Consider the following 16906-nt stretch of genomic DNA (forward strand, 5'->3'; position numbering starts at 1 on the left):
CACGGAAGGGCGGCGATGAACGCCAGGAACAGCGAACAGGCGACCACCGCGGAGCCTGCCGAGGTCCCCGATACCGGCACCAGCCCCGACCAGCCCCCGTCGGCCTCGCTGAAACGCAAGGCGGGCCGAGGGCTGGGCTGGAGCCTGCTCGGCAACCTGGTGATGAAGGCGGGCTCCTTCATCATGGGCCTGGTACTGGCTCGGCTGCTCGGCCAGGAGGACTTCGGGATCTACGCGGTGGCGCTCGCCGCCACCAACATCGTGATGGTGGTGAAGGACCTCGGCATCATGGCCGCCACCATCCAGTGGCGCGGCTCGATCGACGAGATGGCCCCCACCGCGACGCTGCTGAACCTGATCTCGGCGACCGGGCTGTACGCCATGTTCTGGGTGGGCGCGCCGTACTTCGCGGCCATGGCGGGCAGCGTCGAGGCGACCGGGGTGGTCCGGCTGCTCACCGCCGTCATCCTGGTTGAGGCGATCACCGCCGTCCGGGTGGGGGTGCTGCTACGCCGGTTCCAGCAGGACCGGAGCAGCATGGCCATCCTGGCGGGGTTCGTGGTCAACGCCGCCCTGGCCATCACGCTGGCCGCCGAGGGGGCGGGAGCCTACAGCTTCGCCTGGGGCCAGGTGGCTGCGGCGGTGGTCACCGGGGTGCTGGTCCTCTACTGGGCGAAGATGCCGTTCCGCGTGGGTTACGACCGGGCGATCGCCAGGCGGCTGCTCAGCTTCGGCATCCCGTCGGCGGCCGGGATCGGCCTGGAGACCCTGCTGGTCAACGTCGGCTACATCATCGTCGGCAACATCCTCGGCGAGCGGATGCTCGGCTTCTACCTGCTCGCGTTCAACGTCTCCAGCTGGGTGCCCGGCCTGGTCGGTACCGCCATCAGACAGGTGTCGCTGGCCGGGTTCTCCCGGCTGGCCGAGGGCGAGGAGGACGAACTCTCCCGTGGCGTCCAGGGCTCGGTCGCCCTGCTCTTCACCAGCGTGCTCCCGCTCGCCCTGCTGATGGGCACGCTGGCCCACCAGATCATCTATGTGCTGTATGGCGCGGAGTGGGACCAGTCGGCCGGGGTGCTCCGCTTCCTGGCCCTGTTGATGCTGGTCCGCATGCTCACTTCGTTCGCCCTGGACATCCTGAATGGCCAGGGTGCCACCCGCGCCACGGCCTGGATGAACATCGGGTACGGCGCCGCCATGGTGCCCGCCGTGATCGTCTGCACCCACCTGGACGGCATCCGCGGCGCCGCCGCCGGCCAGGCGGGGGCGGCCCTGCTGGTCGCGCTGCCGCTGGCCGTGCTGGCGGTGAACCGGACCGGGATCCGGCTCCGGCCGGTGCTGCCCGCCCTGGTCCGCCCGGCGCTGGGCGGCTTGGCGCTGCTCGCGGTGACCCTGCCGGTGGCCTACCTGACGCGCGGGAACCTGTTCGTCTCGCTGTTCCTGTCCGGCACGGTGGGCATGGTCACCTACGTGCTGCTGGTGGTGCCGTTCGAGAAGCTCAGGACCTTCACCGGGAGGGCCGTCCGGCTGATGACCTCCGCCCGCTGAGCCGCGCGCGGATCGCCGCGCGCAGCTCCGGCCAGGTCCGGTGGCGCTGGAAGGGCAGCTCGAACACGGCCGCGAAGCCGCGCGCCACCAGCAGCGTCACCGGCACGCACAGGGCCAGGGTGGCCAGGAAGGCGGGCACGCCCGGGGTGAAGTTGGGCGCGATCACCAGCGCGTACAGCACGGTGACCAGCGGCGCGTGGGTGAGGTAGAGGCTGTAGGAGAACGAGCCGAGTGCGCGCAGCGGCCGGGTGTCCAGCAGCCGGGTCAGCCAGCCGGGCCGCCCGGCCGCGAGACAGGCGAGCAGGCACCCGATGGCGGGCCCCAGCGCCAGGTCCACCCAGTAGAAGTTGGCCACCGTCCACTCGGGCCCGCGCAGCGTGATCAGGACCAGCACCGGGACGACCGTGACCAGCGACAGCCAGCCCCACGGCACCCGGAGCCAGCGCCCGCCCGCCACCCCGGCCGCGACCGCGCCGATCGCGAACAGCAGCGCGAACTGCGGGGTGAAGCGCATCAGCAGGTCCACCGCGGGGACCGCGGGCGCGAGCAGCCCGATCGCCGTGACCACCGCGCCGACCGCGCCCAGCATCACCAGCACCCCGGCCCGGCGGACCATCATCAGCAGAAGCGGGAACACCAGGTACAGCTGGGCCTCGATGGCGATCGACCAGAACGCGCCGTTCGGGCTGGGCGAGCCGAACACGTCCTGGATCAGCAGCCCGTAGAAGACCACCGAGGCGGCCGTGGGCGGCCCCGCGCCGGGCTGGGGGACCAGCGTCCAGGCGATCACCAGGCTCATCGCCAGCGCCGGCCAGTACGGCGGCAGGATGCGCCACAGCCGCCGGTGCGCGAACCGCCCCAGGCCGCCCAGCTCCCAGTCCCGCCGGGCCGGAGCGACCGCCAGGGAGAAGCCGGACAGCACGATGAAGACGACCACCGCGAAGTGCCCGTAGAGCAACCAGGAGGCCCAGCCGGGTCCGGTGTCCCGGGGGAACCCCGGAAAGGCCGACAGGCGGCAGTGGTGCAGGACCACGAAGAGCGCCGCCAGCCCCCGGATGCCGTCCAGGCCGACTAAGCGGCGCGTTGCGGGAGCCGCAGGAGGGACGGCCCCCGCCGGCGTGGTGGACCCGTCCGCGAGCCGATCCGCGGCAGACGTCATCTGACCCTCTCCCCCCGATATCGCCGACACCATTGCGGCCTCGAAGGGACTATCGGCGAGTGCGTGGGCGGTGTAACGGTTGTAGACAATGCATAGAGTAGAAGCCAGCAGATGGTCCATGCACGGTCTTCGGATGGTCTACGGAACGTCTGCAATCGATCACTGCTCGGTTACAAACGTAACGATCAATGAGTTGTGGGCGATTCCAACCATGTAGGGTCGGGGCCGCCCGAGGCGCTCCCGTGCGCCATGACATGGGCGGGGAAACAGATGGATTTTTGGAAGATCATCCTCAGCCTAGCTGCACGGAAGTGGGTGGGACCGCCCTTGGTCCTACTGTCGCTTGCGGTGGCCGGGGTGGCTTTTTATTTTGTACCGGTCCATTACACGTCGAACGTGTTGATGGTGCTCACGACCTCGGCAAAGGGCGTGTCCACCGACCCGACCAAGCCATCCGGTCTGACCAACCCGTTACTCCAGTTCACCGACGGGCTCAAGACCACGGCCAGCATCTTGATCCAGTCCATGAACGCGCCCAACGTCAAGAAGTCGCTCGGCGCGCCCGTGGGGGGCACCACGGACCTGGTGATCGATGACGGGCGGACCAACCCCGACCTGCTGGACCTGTCCGGGCCCTACATCTACATCTCGGTGGACGCACGTACGGCGGAGCAGGCCGCGGCCGTGGTGAACAAGGCCCAGGAGATGATCAAGAACGAGCTGGACAGCCGCCAGAAGGTGCTGGGCGCGCCGCGCTCCACCTTCATCACGGTGGCCGAGGTGGTTCCTGAGTCGGTGCCCGAGATGGAGCTGGGCGGCAAGTGGCAGGCCGGCGCCGCGGCGTTCGTGCTCACCCTGGCCGGATCCTTCGGGATCGCCTACGGGATCGCCAGGGCGCGCCTGCCCAAGACGCCGAAGCCCGTGGTGCGGCCGGCCACCTCACGCGAGCCGGTGGTCGTGTCCGGCTGGGGTGATCTGGACGACGTCACCGCGACCGCGCAGTGGCGGGTGGACCAGCTGGTGCACAAGCCGTACCAGCCGCCGATGATCACCAGCGCGTCGACGCGGCCCAAGGAGGAGCCGCGGGTCGAGGAGTACCGCAAGCCCGTCTACGAGGACGACAGCGACGACGACTACACCGTCGTGGTGGTGATGCCCGACGGCGGCTCTGAGAGCGGCTCAGACGGCGCCTCGGAGAGCGACCAGGCCTGGGTGGGGGGCAGGTCCGCGCAGAACGGGACCTCGCCCGACGACCACCACCGTCGCAACTCCTGAGCGTTCGCCCCGCGCTTTCGGTTAGGCCCTGGCGACCTCGACACAGCGGCGTTCCGCGGCCTGGCGGATCTCCAGCGGCGTGCCGGAGTGCGAGGAGATCATCATGCCCACGGCGTCGGGCCCGAGGCGCTCGGCGAAGGCCATGGCCGCCGCGTGGTCCATCGGCGTGCGGTCGTAGCTACTGTGGCAGACGGTCGGGCTGGCCGGGGGGCGCTTGGCGAGCACCGCGTCGGCGTGGACGCCGTACACGATGAACTCCGAGACGTGCAGCTGGGAGTTGAAGGCGTCCACCCAGTGCCGGCCGGTGGTCTCGCTGATCCTGGCCTGCATGGTGCGCACGACGGCCGGATCCCAGAACACCAGCGCGTCCACGTAGTCGTTGAGCGGCGGGGGCGGCGAGGGGGGCAGGCCGAGCAGGTTCCTGGCGACCTGGTGCCAGATCACGTGCCGCTCCATGTCGGCGTGGATCGCGTTCTCCTTGCGGAACAGCGTCAGCTCCCCGTCCACCGAGAAGTTCTTGGCGTGCACGGGACGGACCAGGGTCACGTCCGAGTCGGCGAGCAGCACCGCGTCCGCCTCGATCAGACCCGCGGCGGCGATCTTCGCGGTCTGCTGCATCACCCAGCCGCGGACCGGCGGCCACGGCCGCGCCGCGTTCAGCCAGACCCCGCCCGGCATGCGCCAGTAGCGCCGGGGGATCAGTTCGGGGTGGGTCCAGATCCGGCAGCGCGGGCCCGCGTACCGGGCGAACGCGCTCTTGTGCGCGGCGGGGACGATGACGTGGTGCACGGTGTCATCGGAAGTGAACTCCAGCACGGACCGGTGCAGCTCGGCGAAGAACTCGGCGTCGGGCTTCCAGGTCGGCGTGATGACGGCCAGCTCGGGCATGGGCCGGGATCTCCCGTCTTTCTGACACATGCGGTGACATCGGCGAACATTCGTCGCGACGGACAGCTAGGCTACGCCCCAAGGCGGCCTCTCTTCAGCTATCGACACAACATCTGACACGTTACGCATGTCCGTAACACCACCCGTGTCACGTGGCGATAGGCAGTAGAGGTTCGGGGAAGGGATGCGCATGGACTTCTGGGGGACGGTCCTCGTCCTGTTCAGGCGGTGGTATGTCGCCCTTCCGGTGTTGCTGTTAGGTCTGGGCGGGGCTGGGGTGATCTACGCCAGCATCCCGCCGACGTACCTGTCCAACGGGGTGATCGTGCTGAGCATCCCGACCACCGGAGGAACGGTCCCGCCGAATCCCACCCTGCCCAACCCGATCACCAACCCGCTGCTCAACTTCGACTACGGGCTCAACATGACCGCCTCCATCCTGATCCAGGCGATGGGCTCCCCGGAGGTCGCGGCCGAGCTGGGGGTCAAGCCGGGCGACCCGACCCAGTACAAGGTCACCAACGGCAGCACCAACCCGGAGAGCATGTCCAGCGGCCCGTTCGTGTTCGTGGAGGCGGAGAGCGACAGCGCGGAGGGGGCCAGGGCCATGGTGGCCCGGGTGGTGGCCAGGACCAAGCAGGAGCTGTTCAACCGGCAGACCAAGGTGGGCGCGCCGAAGCAGACCTTCCTCACCGCGATCGACGTGGTGCTCCCCACCACGCCGGAGCCGGAGCGCGGCAGCAGGGCTCGGGCGGCCGCCGCGGCCGCCGGGGTGGGCGGCCTGCTGAGCCTCTGGTCCACCTTCGCGGTGGAGAGCTTCGTGGTGTCCAGGCGGGCCCGTAAGGCCGCCTGGCGGCCGGGACCGGTGTCCGCCTCGCCGCGGGACGTCCAGCCCACCGGTGCGCGCGGATGACCATCTCCGCCCTGGACACCCCGCTGCGCCAGCGTGCCGACGGCGCGAGCCTGCTCTGCGTCTGCGTGCTGGTGCTGCTGCTGACCCCCGCCCGGCTGGTGCTGCGCGGCCTGCCCATGTCGCTGACCCTGTCCGACGTGCTCGGCCTGTTCACCATCACGATGTGGATGTGCGCCCACCTGACCACCACGCTGGGCATCGCCAAGGGCCCCGTGGCGGTCCGCCGCGGCCTGTTCACCTACCTGCTGGCCATCTTCTTCCTGTACGGCTACGCCACCTACGCCTACCTGCCCAGCGACGAGCTCAACTCGGCCGACCACTCCCTGGTGCTGATCCTGGCCAACCTGGGTCTGGCGCTGGGCATGTGCGACATGGTGCGCGGCAGGGACCGGCTGGACTTCGTGCTGAAGGGACTGGTGGTCGCCGGGGCCGGCATGGCGGTGGTGGGAGCGGTCCAATGGGTGTTCGGGTTCGACCTCACCGCGTACATGCAGCTGCCCATCCTCAGCGCCAACGACGTGGCGGTGGACGCGGTGGAGGCCAGGTCGGGCATCACCCGGGTGCCGTCCACCACCGGGCACCCGATCGAGTTCGGCGTGATCATGGCGATGCTGCTGCCGTTCGCGCTCCACTTCGGCCTGCACGCCAAGGACCGCGGCGAGCCGCCGCTGCGGTGGTGGATCGCGTCCGGGATGATCGCCGTCGGCCTGATGTTCGCGGTCTCCCGGTCCGGCATCCTGGCCGTCCTCACCGTCGGCCTGGTGCTCTTCATGGGCTGGTCGAACCGGCGCAGGCTGCAGGCGCTCGGCATCGTCGCGATCTTCCTGGCGGTGGTGAAGGTGATCTTCCCCGGCCTGCTCGGCGCCTTCGTCACCCTGTTCACCAGCATCGGCAGCGGAAGGGACGACAGCATCCGCTACCGGGTGCACGACTACCCGAACGCGGCCGCCGAGTTCCTGCGCAGGCCCCTGTTCGGCCGCGGCATCGGCACCTGGTACGCCCCAAAGCACCAGGTTTTCGACAACCAGTACCTGCTCACCGCCGTCGAGGCCGGCACGCTGGGCCTGATCGCCTTCGTCGGCATCGTCCTGGTCGGCGTGTACGGCGCGACCAAGGCCCGGTATCTGTTCACCGACCCCCGTGACCAGAACCTGGCGCTGACCATGGCCGCGGCCACGATCGTCCCACTGGTCGGCGCGATCACCTTCGACCTGCTCGCCTTCCCGCAGATCGCGGCCCTGATGTTCGTCATGATCGGGAGTTGCGGCGCGCTGCTGCGGATCGCCGAGGAGGACCGCCGCGCGGCACAGGGCGGCCCGGCGGCGCCCCGGCGGACGGCCGCGTTCAGTCGTGCTGCTCAGGCGGCGGAATAGGGCCGCCGGTGTCGGCCCACACGTTGCCCGCGTTCCTGGTCATGATCGAACGGCTGCTGAGCAGGATCGGGCAGTCATAGGCGGAGTGCCGCCCGAACCGGTTGCCGACCACCTCGATCCCGGTCAGCGGGCCGCCCAGCACGGTGTGGTCGAAGTTGAGCATGCAGGCGCCGCCGTCGAGCAGGTTGTCCAGCACCCGGGTGTCGTACGCGGAGGTCTGCAACGCGGCGTTGGCCTCCTTGGTGGTGGACATGTCGATGGTGTTGTGCCGCAGGGTGACGTCGCGCATCCCGGCCCAGGACTGCACGCCGTCGTTGTGGGTGGGACCGCCGTTCTGGTTCGGGTCGTGTTCGAACCAGGTCAGGTCGTGGATGTAGGAGTCCTGGATGAGCGTGTGGCTGTTGGCCTTGACGCCGTCCACGCCGCCGCTGATGTCGGCCCGGTAGATGCGGGTGTTCCTGGTCCACAGGTCGTCCACGGTGGCCGACGGAGCGGCCGGGACGAACTCCGAGGCGATCACCACGGTGTTCCTGCCGCGTTCGGTGTCCAGCAGGGCGGCGTTGCGGTCGGTGGCCCGGCCCCGGAAGACGCAGTTCCGGAAGGTCACGTTGGACCCGGTGACGGTGACGAAGCCGTGGAAGTCCTTGCCGGTGATGACCAGGTTGTCGGCGCTGATGGTCTGGTCGCCGCGGACCACGGTCAGCCGGGTTCCGGGCGGCACGCCGGTGCTGTCCGCGTCCGGGTAGTCGGGCAGCGGCGGCGGAGGCACGGTCGGGGGCGGCACCGCCGACCGTGCCGGGGCGGAGGCGCTGGCCGGGACGGGCCGGTCGGCCAGGGTGCGGCCGTCGTCGGACGCGCAGCCGGTCAGCGCCGCGACCAGCGCCAGGATCGTCAGGTGGGGCACTCCAGTGGGGCCACCACGGAGGTCACGTTGTAGTGCTCGTCGATGGTGACGAGCTTGTTCTCTTCCCATGTGGTGTTCCCGCAGTCGACCGAGGCCGGTCCGAAGTCCCAGCTTTCGTTCACGATCGCGTTGTTCCTGGCGACGGCGCCGGGGGCGGTCCGCACCTGGAGGGTGTAGGTGCCGCCGATGAGCAGGTTGTCGGTCACCGTGACGCCCTCGGTGGGGTCCACGAGGAAGACCGGGGCGGTGCGGGAGGGCGCGTCGCGCTGGTCGACGGTGTTGTGGTGGAAGGTGAGGTTCTTGCTGGCGCCGACGGTCTGGATGCCGTCGGAGTGGTCGCCGGGGTTGGAGCAGAGCTTGACGTAGGAGTCGGTGATGGTGACGTTGTCGCCGGAGACGCTGAAGCCGTCGCCGTGGCCGCGGATGTGCACACGGGTGGCGGTGAACTGGGCGTCCAGGATGCCGGGGGCGGTGTCACACCGGTCGGTGGGGCCGACCGTGGAGTCGGCGACCGTGAAGGAGTACCGCTTCTCGTCGTAGACGCCCATGATCTGGCCGTCGATCTGGCTGTTGGTGATCGTCACGTCGTTGGCGGTGATCAGCAGGTTGCCGGGCACGTGCACCTTGTCCAGCACGGTGCCGCGCTTGGTGATCCGCAGCGTCTCGCCGTCCATGTTCAGCTTCAGCTTGGTCAGCGTGGTGCCCTTGGGCACGCCCGTGCAGGCCGGGCCCGGGTACTGCGCGCAGGGGCCGGTCGGACTGGGAGAGGCGGTGGGGCTCGCGGACTCGGTCGGGCGGGCCGCCGGGGGTGGTGGTGGGTCCGAGCTACAGGCCGCCAGCGTGACGAGCAGGAGGATGGCCGGTCCCAGGCGCCTCCGCATGAATCGTTCTCCCATCATCGGCTACTGGCGTCCGTGGCCCACGATATGCCGCGCCGCCGCCGGGTGAGCACCCGGTCGGCCCCCAGCACCGCCAGATAACAGGCCGCGTCCAGCGGGCTCACCGTGCCACTGCGCACCAGCGCGGCCAGCCGTCCGGCCCCCAACCGGCCCTCGGGGGCGGGCAGGCCCAGCTCGGTGAGCTGCCGGTTGCCCTGCCTGACCCGGACCCTGCGGTTCAGGTGGGCCCGTACCGTCCGGGCAGGGCGGATCACCGACCGGGCCTGGGCGACCACCCTCCGCTCCGCGGGGGTGAAGCTCCGGTGCACCAGCTCGTCGTCGGCGATCACGTCGGGCATCGGGAAGATCCGGGCGTGGCCGGCCTCGCTCAGCGCGTACACGCCGACCCCGGCCAGCGCGCGGCGTGGCCCGATCAGCTGGTCGTGCACCCGGTGCACCCGGCGGGCCAGCCATCCGGTCGCCCCCAGCTCCCAGACCGGCGCCGGCGCGGCGGCCAGCACACCTGGCTCGGCCAGCGCGGCCGCCAGGGCCCGTACCGACGCGGTGCTCAGCTCCACGTCGGCGTCCAGGTAGACGCGCGGGAAGACCTGGCACGCGTCGTCCCCGAGGCGCAGCGCGTGCGCCTTGCCGGGGACCGGGGTCTCGATCACCCGGACCCCCGCCTCGGCGGCCACCTTGGCCGTGGTGTCCCGGCACGCGTTGGCCACCACCACCACGTCCAGCTCGCCGGGGGCCGCCTCGGCGAGCAGCCGGGCCAGGGTGCGGCCGAGCACGGCCTCCTCGTTGTGGGCCGGGACGACCACGCCGGCGATCGGGCTCACCGGACGGCGGCCTGGTAGGCGGCCAGCAGCGCCTTCCTGGAGTTGTCCCAGGAGAGCGGGCCGCGCACCCGGGCCTGGCCGAGCTCGCCCATCCGGCGGCGCTCCTCGGGGTCGTCCAGCAGCAGGGCGATCAGCTTGGCGAACTCGGCCTCGTCGTTGGCGGGGGCGTACACGGCCGCCTCGCCCGCCGAGACCCGGGCCTCGCGCAGCTCGAAGGAGACGATCGGGCGGGCCATCGCCATGTACTCCATGACCTTGTTCATGGTGGACACGTCGTTCAGCGGGTTGAGCGGATCGGGCGACAGGCACACGTCGGAGGTGGACAGGTAGCGCAGCAGGTCCTCGTCGGGGATGCGCCCGGTGAAGTCCACGCAGTCGGCCAGGCCGAGCTCGGCGGCCAGCGCCACCATCGCGTCGAAGGTGTCCCCGGCGCCGACGAAGGCCGCGTGCCAGTCGGTGCGGCCCTGCTCGTGCCGGAGCTTGGCCAGCGCCCGCAGCGCGTAGTCCACCCCGTCCTGCGGGCCCATGACGCCCAGGTAGCAGAGCAGGTGCGGCTTGCCCTTCTTGATCGACTCGTCCGGCGGGACCTCGTGGAAACGTTCCACGACCGGGGCGCTGCGCACCACGAAGACCTGGTCCGGCGATTTCCCGCCCCGGGTAAGGGCTACTTCGCGGTAGCTCTCGTTGGTGGAGATGACCACGTCGGCGGCCCGGAAGGTGGCGCGTTCCACTCGGCAGACGAGCCGGTAGAGCAGGTCCCTGCCGCGGTTGAACCGGGACAGGTACAGCTCGGGCACCAGGTCGTGCTGGTCGAAGACGAACCGGGCGCGCCGGGCCCGCCGTCCCCGCCGCATCTGTAACGCCCGCGCGATCAGGAAGAACAGGTCGGGCGGGTTGCAGGCGTGCAGCACGTCCACCGGGCCGACCCGGCGGGCCAGCCGGTAGGTGTGCCAGAGGGCGGAGCCGTACTCCAGCAGGTAGCCGAGCGGGCCGCCGGTGGCGGCGCGCAGCGGGTAGCGGTGGATCCTGATGCCGTCGATCACCGCCTCCGGCTCGGTGTCCCGCTTGGTCCCGCGCGGGCAGATGACGTGTACCTCCCAGCCCGCGTCGCGCAGCGCGGTGCTCTCCTGCCAGACCCTGCGGTCGAACGGCACGGAGAGGTTCTCGACGAGGATCAGCGCTTTACCAGCCAAGTCCCACATACCCAGGTCGGTGCCGACGCTCTTCCGCGTCAGGCAGGCGGACGAGGTCGATGATGGCCCGGTCGCCGCTGTCGGCGAGCGCCGCCAGCACGGCCGGGTCCTTGCAGCCCACCACGCACACTTCCGCATGGTTCAGCACTTCATCGACGGAATTGCTGAGCAGGTCCCCGAGATGGGGCAGCCTGCCCTCAATGTAGTCGCGGTTTGCGCCGATAAGCCGGGAAAGTGCGACATTCGCGTCGTAGATGCGGAGATCGTACCCCTTGCCCAGCAGGCGTTCGGCCAGCTCGACCAGCGGGCTCTCCCGCAGGTCGTCGGTACCCGGCTTGAACGACAGGCCGAACAGGCCGACCCTGCGCTTGCCGGTGGCCGCCACCAGGTCGAAGGCCCGGCGCAGGTGCTCCTCGTTGGCCGGCAGCACGTGCGAGAGCAGCGGCACCGACACGTCGGCGCGGCGGGCCGCGTACACCAGGCCGCGCAGGTCCTTGGGCAGGCAGGAGCCGCCGAAGGCGAAGCCGGGGCGCAGGTAGGCGGGGCTGATGTTGAGCTTGGTGTCGGCCAGGAAGACGTCCATCACCCGGTGCGAGTCCAGGCCGAGCGCGGCGCAGATGGCGCCCAGCTCGTTGGCGAAGGCGATCTTCAGGCCGTGGAAGGAGTTGTCGGCGTACTTGGTCATCTCGGCCACCGCGATCGGCACCCGGAAGACCTGGCCGGGCAGGCCCTCGTACAACTCGGCCACCATGTCGCCGCTGCCGGGGTCGAGTTCGCCGATCACGGTCTTCGGCGGGTCGAAGAAGTCCGACACGCTGGTGCCCTCGCGGAGGAACTCCGGGTTCACCGCGACCCCGAAGTCCACGCCCGCGGTCAGGCCCGAGCTCTTCTCCAGGATCGGCACCAGCAGGCTCTCGCAGGTGCCGGGGAGCATGGTGCTGCGGAAGACCACCGTGTGCCGCCCGGGGTGGTCGCGGAGCGCGGCGCCGATCTCCTCGGCCACCCGCTCCAGGTACGCGGTCGAGAGGCTCCCGTTGGGGGCCGACGGCGTGCCCACGCAGACCAGCGAGATGTCGCTCTCCCTGACCGCGGCGGCGGTGTCGGAGGTGGCCCGCAGCGCGCCGGAGGCCACCACCTCGGCGGTCAGCTCGCCGATCCGCTCCTCCACCACCGGGGCCTTCCCCGCGGAGATCAGCTCGACCTTGACGGGGTTGACGTCGACTCCGATGACCTGGTGGCCGCGGGCCGCGAGGCAGGCCGCGGACACACAGCCGACATAGCCCAGTCCGAAGACGCTTATCTTCACTGTGGTAGCTCCTGGATCCGGCGAGAGGGGAACAGCAGGGCCGCCAGCGCGGCTCTGGCCGTACGGCTGCCCAGGGCCGCGCGCACCGACTGGCCCAGGACGATGGACAGGTAGTAGGCCGCGGAGGCGATCCGCCCCCGGCGGCGGCGGAACAGGCGGACCTTGTTCACGATGAGCAGGGCCGCCAGCATCGGATTGGTGCCCGACTCGCCGCCGATGTGCTCCACGATGGCGCCGGGTTCGTACCAGAGCATCCAGCCCTGGTCGGCGGCGCGCAGCGCGTACTCGGTCTCCTCGCTGTAGAGCAGGAAGGACTCGTCCCAGGGGCCGAGCTGGCGGATGGCGTCGGTGCCGAGCATCCAGGCGGCGCCGGTGGCCCAGTCGGCGGGCCCCGGTTGCTCGTAGTGGCGGGGATCGGTGATCACCTCGCCGACCCCGCTGATCCGGCCGGACAGGGTGCCGCCGATCACCGCCTCGGCGAGCGCGCCGTGCACCGTGGCCTCGCGGCGGAGCGAGGGCTGTAGCGTGCCGTCCGGCTTGGTCAGCCGGGGGACCGCGATGCCGCGGCCGGGCACCATCAGGGCACCGGCCAGGACGGCCAGCGCGCCCGGGTGCACCTTGCAGTCGGGGTTGAGCACCATCACGGCGTCGAGCTCGCTCAGGTCGAGCGAGGCCACCCCCGCGTTGATGGCGGCGGCGTACCCGGCGTTACGGCCGGTCTGCACGACCCGCGCGCCCGCCTCTTCGGCGATCTGCTGCGACGCGTCCCTGGAGGCGTTGTCAGCCACCACCACCTGGGTGAGGTTGACCCCCTTGGAGCCCTCGGGCAGTGAGCCCAGGCACTCGGCCAGGACCGCGGCGCTGTTGTAGGTGACGATGACGATCGCGATGCGAGCCAGCCCCAGAATGCTGATCTTCACCGATCCAAGCCCTCCGTCGCGCCCTCGGGCAGCGGGCGGCCTCAGGTGTACCCCCCGTCCCACCACCTACCTTGTCGGGTGAGGCGTGTGGAACGTTACCAAGGCCGCTTATCTGATTTTTCGCTTGAGCACAGTATCCGTTGATCACCAGGTCAGTAGCCGTTTTTCCGGACATTCCACGATCGTTCACACGGTGGGTGATCGTGGGGTTGGGACCCGTTAGCGCCCGCGCAGCCTTCTGGCCAGCCGCTGGAGCGCCGGCCCGGCCGCCGAGGACTTCGCGGCGGCCACCGCCGACTCCTGCGCACGGCGCAGCAGCAACCGGGCCCGGTTCCTGGTCACCAGGCCCTGTGCCACCAGACTCTCCCCGGTCTTGGCCCGGCGCTTGTACTCGTCGTCGCCCCGGCCCAGATCGATCCGGGTCACGCCGAGCGCGGGCGCGGCGCACACCAGTTCGCGCAGCAGCATCCAGCCGGGGGCCAGGTGGCCGTAGGCCGGGTCGTAGACCGGGAACCACCAGTGCAGCACCCCGCCCGAGCGCATGCCGAAGTGCGCGGCCAGCAGCGTCGAGCCCGCGTGCACGGTGGACAGCACCCCGGCGAAGTCGGGGTCCCTGGTGTGCAGGAGCCGGGTCAGCAGCTCCACCCGGCCGGGCTCGGCGAAGTAGTCGGCCGCGCCGGTCGCCCGGTACTGGGCCCGCTTCAGCTCCACCACCCGGGCCAGCGCCGCCTCGTCCACCACGTCGGCCGCGAACCGCACCTCGCCCAGCTCACGAGCCGCCTTCGCGGCCCGGCGGCGGGCCTGGGACATGTTCTCCCGGCCCGACTTGGAGGCGCGGCCCAGATAGCCGTCCAGGCCGCCGGTCACGTCCAGGTACGGCGAAGGCCGCCGGGACACCGTCCAGGGCTCGGCCTCGGCCAGACCGTCGAGCAGGTGGTCGAAGGCGAAGGCGCGGATGCCGCCGGTGAGCACCAGCCGGGGGTCGAACATGGTGCCCGGGGCCAGCACCGGGCCCTGGAAGTCGGCGCCGGGCCAGCCCACCGGGCGCAGCAGCGCGCCCTCGCGGTGCCCGGCCAGCAGCGCGGCCACCTCGCCGCGGGCGTCCCGGTGCACCACCACCGTCACCGGCGGCCCGGTCGCGTGCACGGCCGCGGCGAACCCTGGATGGAAGTACGGGCTGTCCAGCAGCGGGTTCTTGGCCCGCAGCGCGTGCCAGGCATCGAGTTCCGCGGCGCCGAGCCGGTCGAACGCCATGATCGTGGTAGTCATCCCGGTCACCCTGGCAGGGCCGTCCAGCGCCTGGACGGGCGGAGCAGCCAGTGCACCGACCGTTGCGACACCCGGCGGCCCGCCAGCGCCCGGACCGACTCCCCGGCCAGCACGGTCAGGTAGTAGACGGCCCCGGCGAGCCGGCCGCGCCGGCGGCGGAACAGCTTCACCTTGTTGACCAGCAGCAGCGCGGCCAGCGTCGGGTTGATCCCGGAGTCGCCCCCGATGTGCTCCACCAAAGCCGCGGGCTCGTACCAGAGCGCCCAGCCCTGGTCGGCGGCGCGCAGCGCGTACTCGGTCTCCTCGCTGTAGAGCAGGAAGGACTCGTCCCAGGGGCCGAGTTCGCGGATCGCCTGGACCGAGATCAGCAGCGCCGCGCCGGTGGCCCAGGCCACCGGGCCCGCCCGCTCGTACTCGCGCGGATCGGTGATCAGCTCGCCCAGGCGGCCGATGCGCCCGGCCCGGTTGCCGCCGATCACGGCCTCGGCCACGGCGCGGCCGATGGTCGGCATGCGGCGCAGCGAGGGCTGTAACGAGCCGTCGGGATTGACCATGCGCGGCGCCACGAGGCCGACGCCGGGCTGCTCCAGCGCCCTGGCCAGGGTCAGGATCGAGCCCGGCGGCACCCGGCAGTCCGGGTTGAGCACGTAGACCGCGTCCATGGCGTCCAGGTCGAGCGCGGCCACTCCGGCGTTGATGGCGGCGGCGTACCCGGCGTTGCGGCCGGTATGCACGACCCGCGCGCCCGCCTCTTCGGCGATCCGCGGCGATCCGTCCTTGGAGGCGTTGTCGGCGACCACCACCTCGGCCAGATCCACCCCTTCGGAGCCGGCGACGAGCGAGGAGAGGCAGCCGGGCAGCACGTCGGCGCTGTTGTAGGTGACAATGACCACCGCGACGCGGGGGATGTCGGACATGTCAGCCGCGCACCCGCTTGACCGCCCGCCCGGCGAGCTTGCGCGCCATCAGCATCGCGGACGGCGGACGCAGCACGCCGCGGGTCCAGGACTCGTCCAGGTGGCGGACCAGGCTGGTGCGCGGTTGCAGCCAGGTGCCCCGGCGGGCCCGGCCGCCGTCGCTGGTGAAGGCCCGGGTCACCCCGGCTCGGCGCAGCCGGCGCAGCACGTGGCGGTCGTAGGAGCCGAACGGGATGGCCACCCGGGAGACCTGCCGCCCGGTCAGCTCGGTGAGCGTGCGGTGCGCGTCGGTGAGCTCCTCCACCGCCTGCTCGTTGTCGATCCGCCGCCAGTCGCGGTGCGCCCAGCCGTGCGAGCCGACCCGCATCCCGGACTTGATCAGGGTGCGCACGCCGTCGGCGGTCAGCCGCCCCGGACGGCCGAGCAGCCCGGCCAGCACGAAGAACTCGGCTTTCAGCCCGCGTTCGAGCAGCCGGGGCAGGGCGATCTCCAGATCAGAGGAGTTGCTGTCGTCGAAGGTGACGCGCACGTCCTCCCGGCCGACCACGGCGTCGAGCACCTGCTCGAACTGCGCCACACTCACCCAGGTGTCGCCTTCGCCGGGGTCCAGTTCGCGCTCGGGCCGGCCGATTCCGTGCACAGTCAGGTTGATGACGGTCCCCACGCTGCCCATGACCTCTCTATCCCCGTCCGCAAGTGACCCGTTACACGGCAACGGGTTCTCGGGGGTGCTCTGCCCAGTCATGGCATGGTAATTCGATAAATGCGAGTTGTACCGAAAATATCGTCGGCCGCGGCCCGGCCCCTGGTCACCGTGCGCAGGTGCCGGATCCGGCCGGTGCTCAACAGGAACGGCTCCTCCACCGGGTTGAAGTAGACGAGCGTGACCGGGCGGGGGTTGCGGTCCACCGAGGCGATCAGGTTCCGCATCGCGGTGGCGAACACCTCGCCGCGGAACGGGTTGTTCAGGAACACCACGGTGACGTCGTCGGGAATGCGGTAGTCCAGCACGTCCGACTGGACCAGTTCCACCTCGCCCGCCCGGATGCGCAGCCGGGTGGACCGGAGGTTCTGCCGGGCCACCTCGGTCAGCTCGGACGAGAGCTCGACCCCGATCGCCCGGCGGAAGGGGTAGCGGCTGGCCGCCTCCAGCACCATGCGCGCCTTGCCGGAACCGAGGTCGAGGAACACGTCCTGCGGGGTCACCTCGTGCGCCGGCAGCGTACGGCGGAGGGTGCCCCAGTTGGCGGGGGAGTAGTAGACCCGTTCCGCGTGGGCGAGACCGAACTGTTCGAGGTCGGCGAACTCCGCCGTCTCCACCCCGTACCGGCGATCGAAGATCAGACGGCTCACGGTCTGGCGGGTGCGCCGTATGTTGGTGGCCAGCAAGCCGCCGCCGACGCCCACCCCCTCACCGACGAACTCGATGACCGGGACGGTCTCGATCAGAACGGTCACTACCCCTCCAGGGATCGGCTGGAACGATGCAACCCAAGAACCTACCGTTGCCGCCCCAAGGGC

16 protein-coding genes are annotated in these 16906 nt (G+C 70.8%); 4 read left to right on the forward strand and 12 right to left on the reverse strand.

The annotated features are described in order from the left end of the window. Positions 1-15 precede the first annotated feature (15 nt). Positions 16-1548 carry an oligosaccharide flippase family protein gene (locus KIP79_RS05035; RefSeq protein WP_214103455.1) on the forward strand — a complete coding sequence of 511 codons (1533 nt, stop codon included), beginning with the start codon at positions 16-18 and terminating at the stop codon, positions 1546-1548. On the opposite strand, the gene KIP79_RS05040 is transcribed toward KIP79_RS05035, so the two are convergent. After that, positions 1508-2707, reverse strand: a complete 1200-nt coding sequence (locus KIP79_RS05040; RefSeq protein ID WP_214103456.1) for an acyltransferase family protein — start codon at positions 2705-2707, stop codon at positions 1508-1510. The two genes, KIP79_RS05035 and KIP79_RS05040, sit on opposite strands and share 41 nt — an antisense overlap. 396 nt (positions 2708-3103) lie before the next feature. On the opposite strand from KIP79_RS05040, the gene KIP79_RS05045 reads away from it, so the two are divergent. Beyond that, entirely contained in the window at positions 3104-3982 is an 879-nt protein-coding gene (locus KIP79_RS05045; protein WP_214103457.1) for a hypothetical protein, read from the forward strand. A gap of 21 nt (positions 3983-4003) precedes the next feature. Here the strand turns inward: KIP79_RS05045 and KIP79_RS05050 are convergent, their stop codons facing one another. After that, positions 4004-4870: a DUF6492 family protein gene (locus tag KIP79_RS05050; RefSeq protein WP_214103458.1), complete on the reverse strand. Its 867-nt coding sequence runs from the start codon at positions 4868-4870 to the stop codon at positions 4004-4006. 190 nt (positions 4871-5060) lie between these two features. Between KIP79_RS05050 and KIP79_RS05055 the strand changes: the two genes are divergently transcribed. Next, a complete protein-coding gene (locus tag KIP79_RS05055) occupies positions 5061-5783 on the forward strand; it encodes a hypothetical protein (protein ID WP_214103459.1) in 723 nt (240 codons plus the stop codon). Then, on the forward strand, positions 5780-7156 hold the full coding sequence (locus tag KIP79_RS05060; RefSeq protein ID WP_214103460.1) for an O-antigen ligase family protein: 1377 nt from the start codon (positions 5780-5782) through the stop codon (positions 7154-7156). The genes KIP79_RS05055 and KIP79_RS05060 overlap by 4 nt, the downstream gene beginning before the upstream one ends. On the opposite strand, the gene KIP79_RS05065 is transcribed toward KIP79_RS05060, so the two are convergent. The 10 genes from KIP79_RS05065 to KIP79_RS05110 all read right to left on the reverse strand — a co-directional run bounded on the left by KIP79_RS05065 (position 7128) and on the right by KIP79_RS05110 (position 16843). Then, the gene (locus KIP79_RS05065) at positions 7128-8060 is read right to left on the reverse strand and encodes a hypothetical protein (RefSeq protein ID WP_214103461.1); all 933 of its coding nucleotides are present in this window, start codon (positions 8058-8060) and stop codon (positions 7128-7130) included. The genes KIP79_RS05060 and KIP79_RS05065 overlap by 29 nt on opposite strands. Then, on the reverse strand, positions 8048-8941 hold the full coding sequence (locus KIP79_RS05070) for a right-handed parallel beta-helix repeat-containing protein (protein ID WP_214103462.1): 894 nt from the start codon (positions 8939-8941) through the stop codon (positions 8048-8050). Before KIP79_RS05070 ends, KIP79_RS05065 begins: the two co-directional genes overlap by 13 nt. Before the next feature lie 14 nt (positions 8942-8955). After that, entirely contained in the window at positions 8956-9780 is an 825-nt protein-coding gene (locus KIP79_RS05075) for a glycosyltransferase family 2 protein (protein WP_214103463.1), read from the reverse strand. Beyond that, positions 9777-10973, reverse strand: a complete 1197-nt coding sequence (locus KIP79_RS05080) for a glycosyltransferase family 4 protein (RefSeq protein ID WP_214103464.1) — start codon at positions 10971-10973, stop codon at positions 9777-9779. Before KIP79_RS05080 ends, KIP79_RS05075 begins: the two co-directional genes overlap by 4 nt. Then, entirely contained in the window at positions 10963-12279 is a 1317-nt protein-coding gene (locus KIP79_RS05085) for a nucleotide sugar dehydrogenase (protein ID WP_214103465.1), read from the reverse strand. Before KIP79_RS05085 ends, KIP79_RS05080 begins: the two co-directional genes overlap by 11 nt. Beyond that, the gene (locus tag KIP79_RS05090) at positions 12276-13199 is read right to left on the reverse strand and encodes a glycosyltransferase family 2 protein (RefSeq protein ID WP_308169571.1); all 924 of its coding nucleotides are present in this window, start codon (positions 13197-13199) and stop codon (positions 12276-12278) included. The genes KIP79_RS05085 and KIP79_RS05090 overlap by 4 nt, the downstream gene beginning before the upstream one ends. Positions 13200-13418: 219 nt before the next feature. After that, positions 13419-14468 (reverse strand): GNAT family N-acetyltransferase, encoded by a 1050-nt coding sequence (locus tag KIP79_RS05095; protein WP_250212653.1) that lies wholly within the window; start codon positions 14466-14468, stop codon positions 13419-13421. A gap of 5 nt (positions 14469-14473) precedes the next feature. Next, positions 14474-15385 (reverse strand): glycosyltransferase family 2 protein, encoded by a 912-nt coding sequence (locus KIP79_RS05100; protein WP_214103466.1) that lies wholly within the window; start codon positions 15383-15385, stop codon positions 14474-14476. A gap of 1 nt (position 15386) precedes the next feature. Continuing rightward, positions 15387-16058, reverse strand: a complete 672-nt coding sequence (locus KIP79_RS05105) for a polysaccharide deacetylase family protein (RefSeq protein WP_250212654.1) — start codon at positions 16056-16058, stop codon at positions 15387-15389. Between the two features lie 68 nt (positions 16059-16126). Next, entirely contained in the window at positions 16127-16843 is a 717-nt protein-coding gene (locus KIP79_RS05110; protein WP_308169572.1) for a methyltransferase domain-containing protein, read from the reverse strand. Positions 16844-16906: the final 63 nt, after the last annotated feature.

The organism is Acrocarpospora catenulata (genome assembly GCF_018476525.1).
In the GTDB taxonomy this organism is placed as follows: Bacteria; Actinomycetota; Actinomycetes; order Streptosporangiales; family Streptosporangiaceae; genus Acrocarpospora; species Acrocarpospora catenulata.

Coding starts and splice junctions, on each gene's coding strand:
- KIP79_RS05035 (WP_214103455.1), top strand. CDS start 16: ATGAACGCCAGGAACAGCGAACAGGCGACCACCGCGGAGCCTGCCGAG.
- KIP79_RS05040 (WP_214103456.1), bottom strand. CDS start 2,707: ATGACGTCTGCCGCGGATCGGCTCGCGGACGGGTCCACCACGCCGGCG.
- KIP79_RS05050 (WP_214103458.1), bottom strand. CDS start 4,870: ATGCCCGAGCTGGCCGTCATCACGCCGACCTGGAAGCCCGACGCCGAG.
- KIP79_RS05055 (WP_214103459.1), top strand. CDS start 5,061: ATGGACTTCTGGGGGACGGTCCTCGTCCTGTTCAGGCGGTGGTATGTC.
- KIP79_RS05060 (WP_214103460.1), top strand. CDS start 5,780: ATGACCATCTCCGCCCTGGACACCCCGCTGCGCCAGCGTGCCGACGGC.
- KIP79_RS05070 (WP_214103462.1), bottom strand. CDS start 8,941: ATGCGGAGGCGCCTGGGACCGGCCATCCTCCTGCTCGTCACGCTGGCG.
- KIP79_RS05095 (WP_250212653.1), bottom strand. CDS start 14,468: ATGACTACCACGATCATGGCGTTCGACCGGCTCGGCGCCGCGGAACTC.
- KIP79_RS05100 (WP_214103466.1), bottom strand. CDS start 15,385: ATGTCCGACATCCCCCGCGTCGCGGTGGTCATTGTCACCTACAACAGC.
- KIP79_RS05105 (WP_250212654.1), bottom strand. CDS start 16,058: ATGGGCAGCGTGGGGACCGTCATCAACCTGACTGTGCACGGAATCGGC.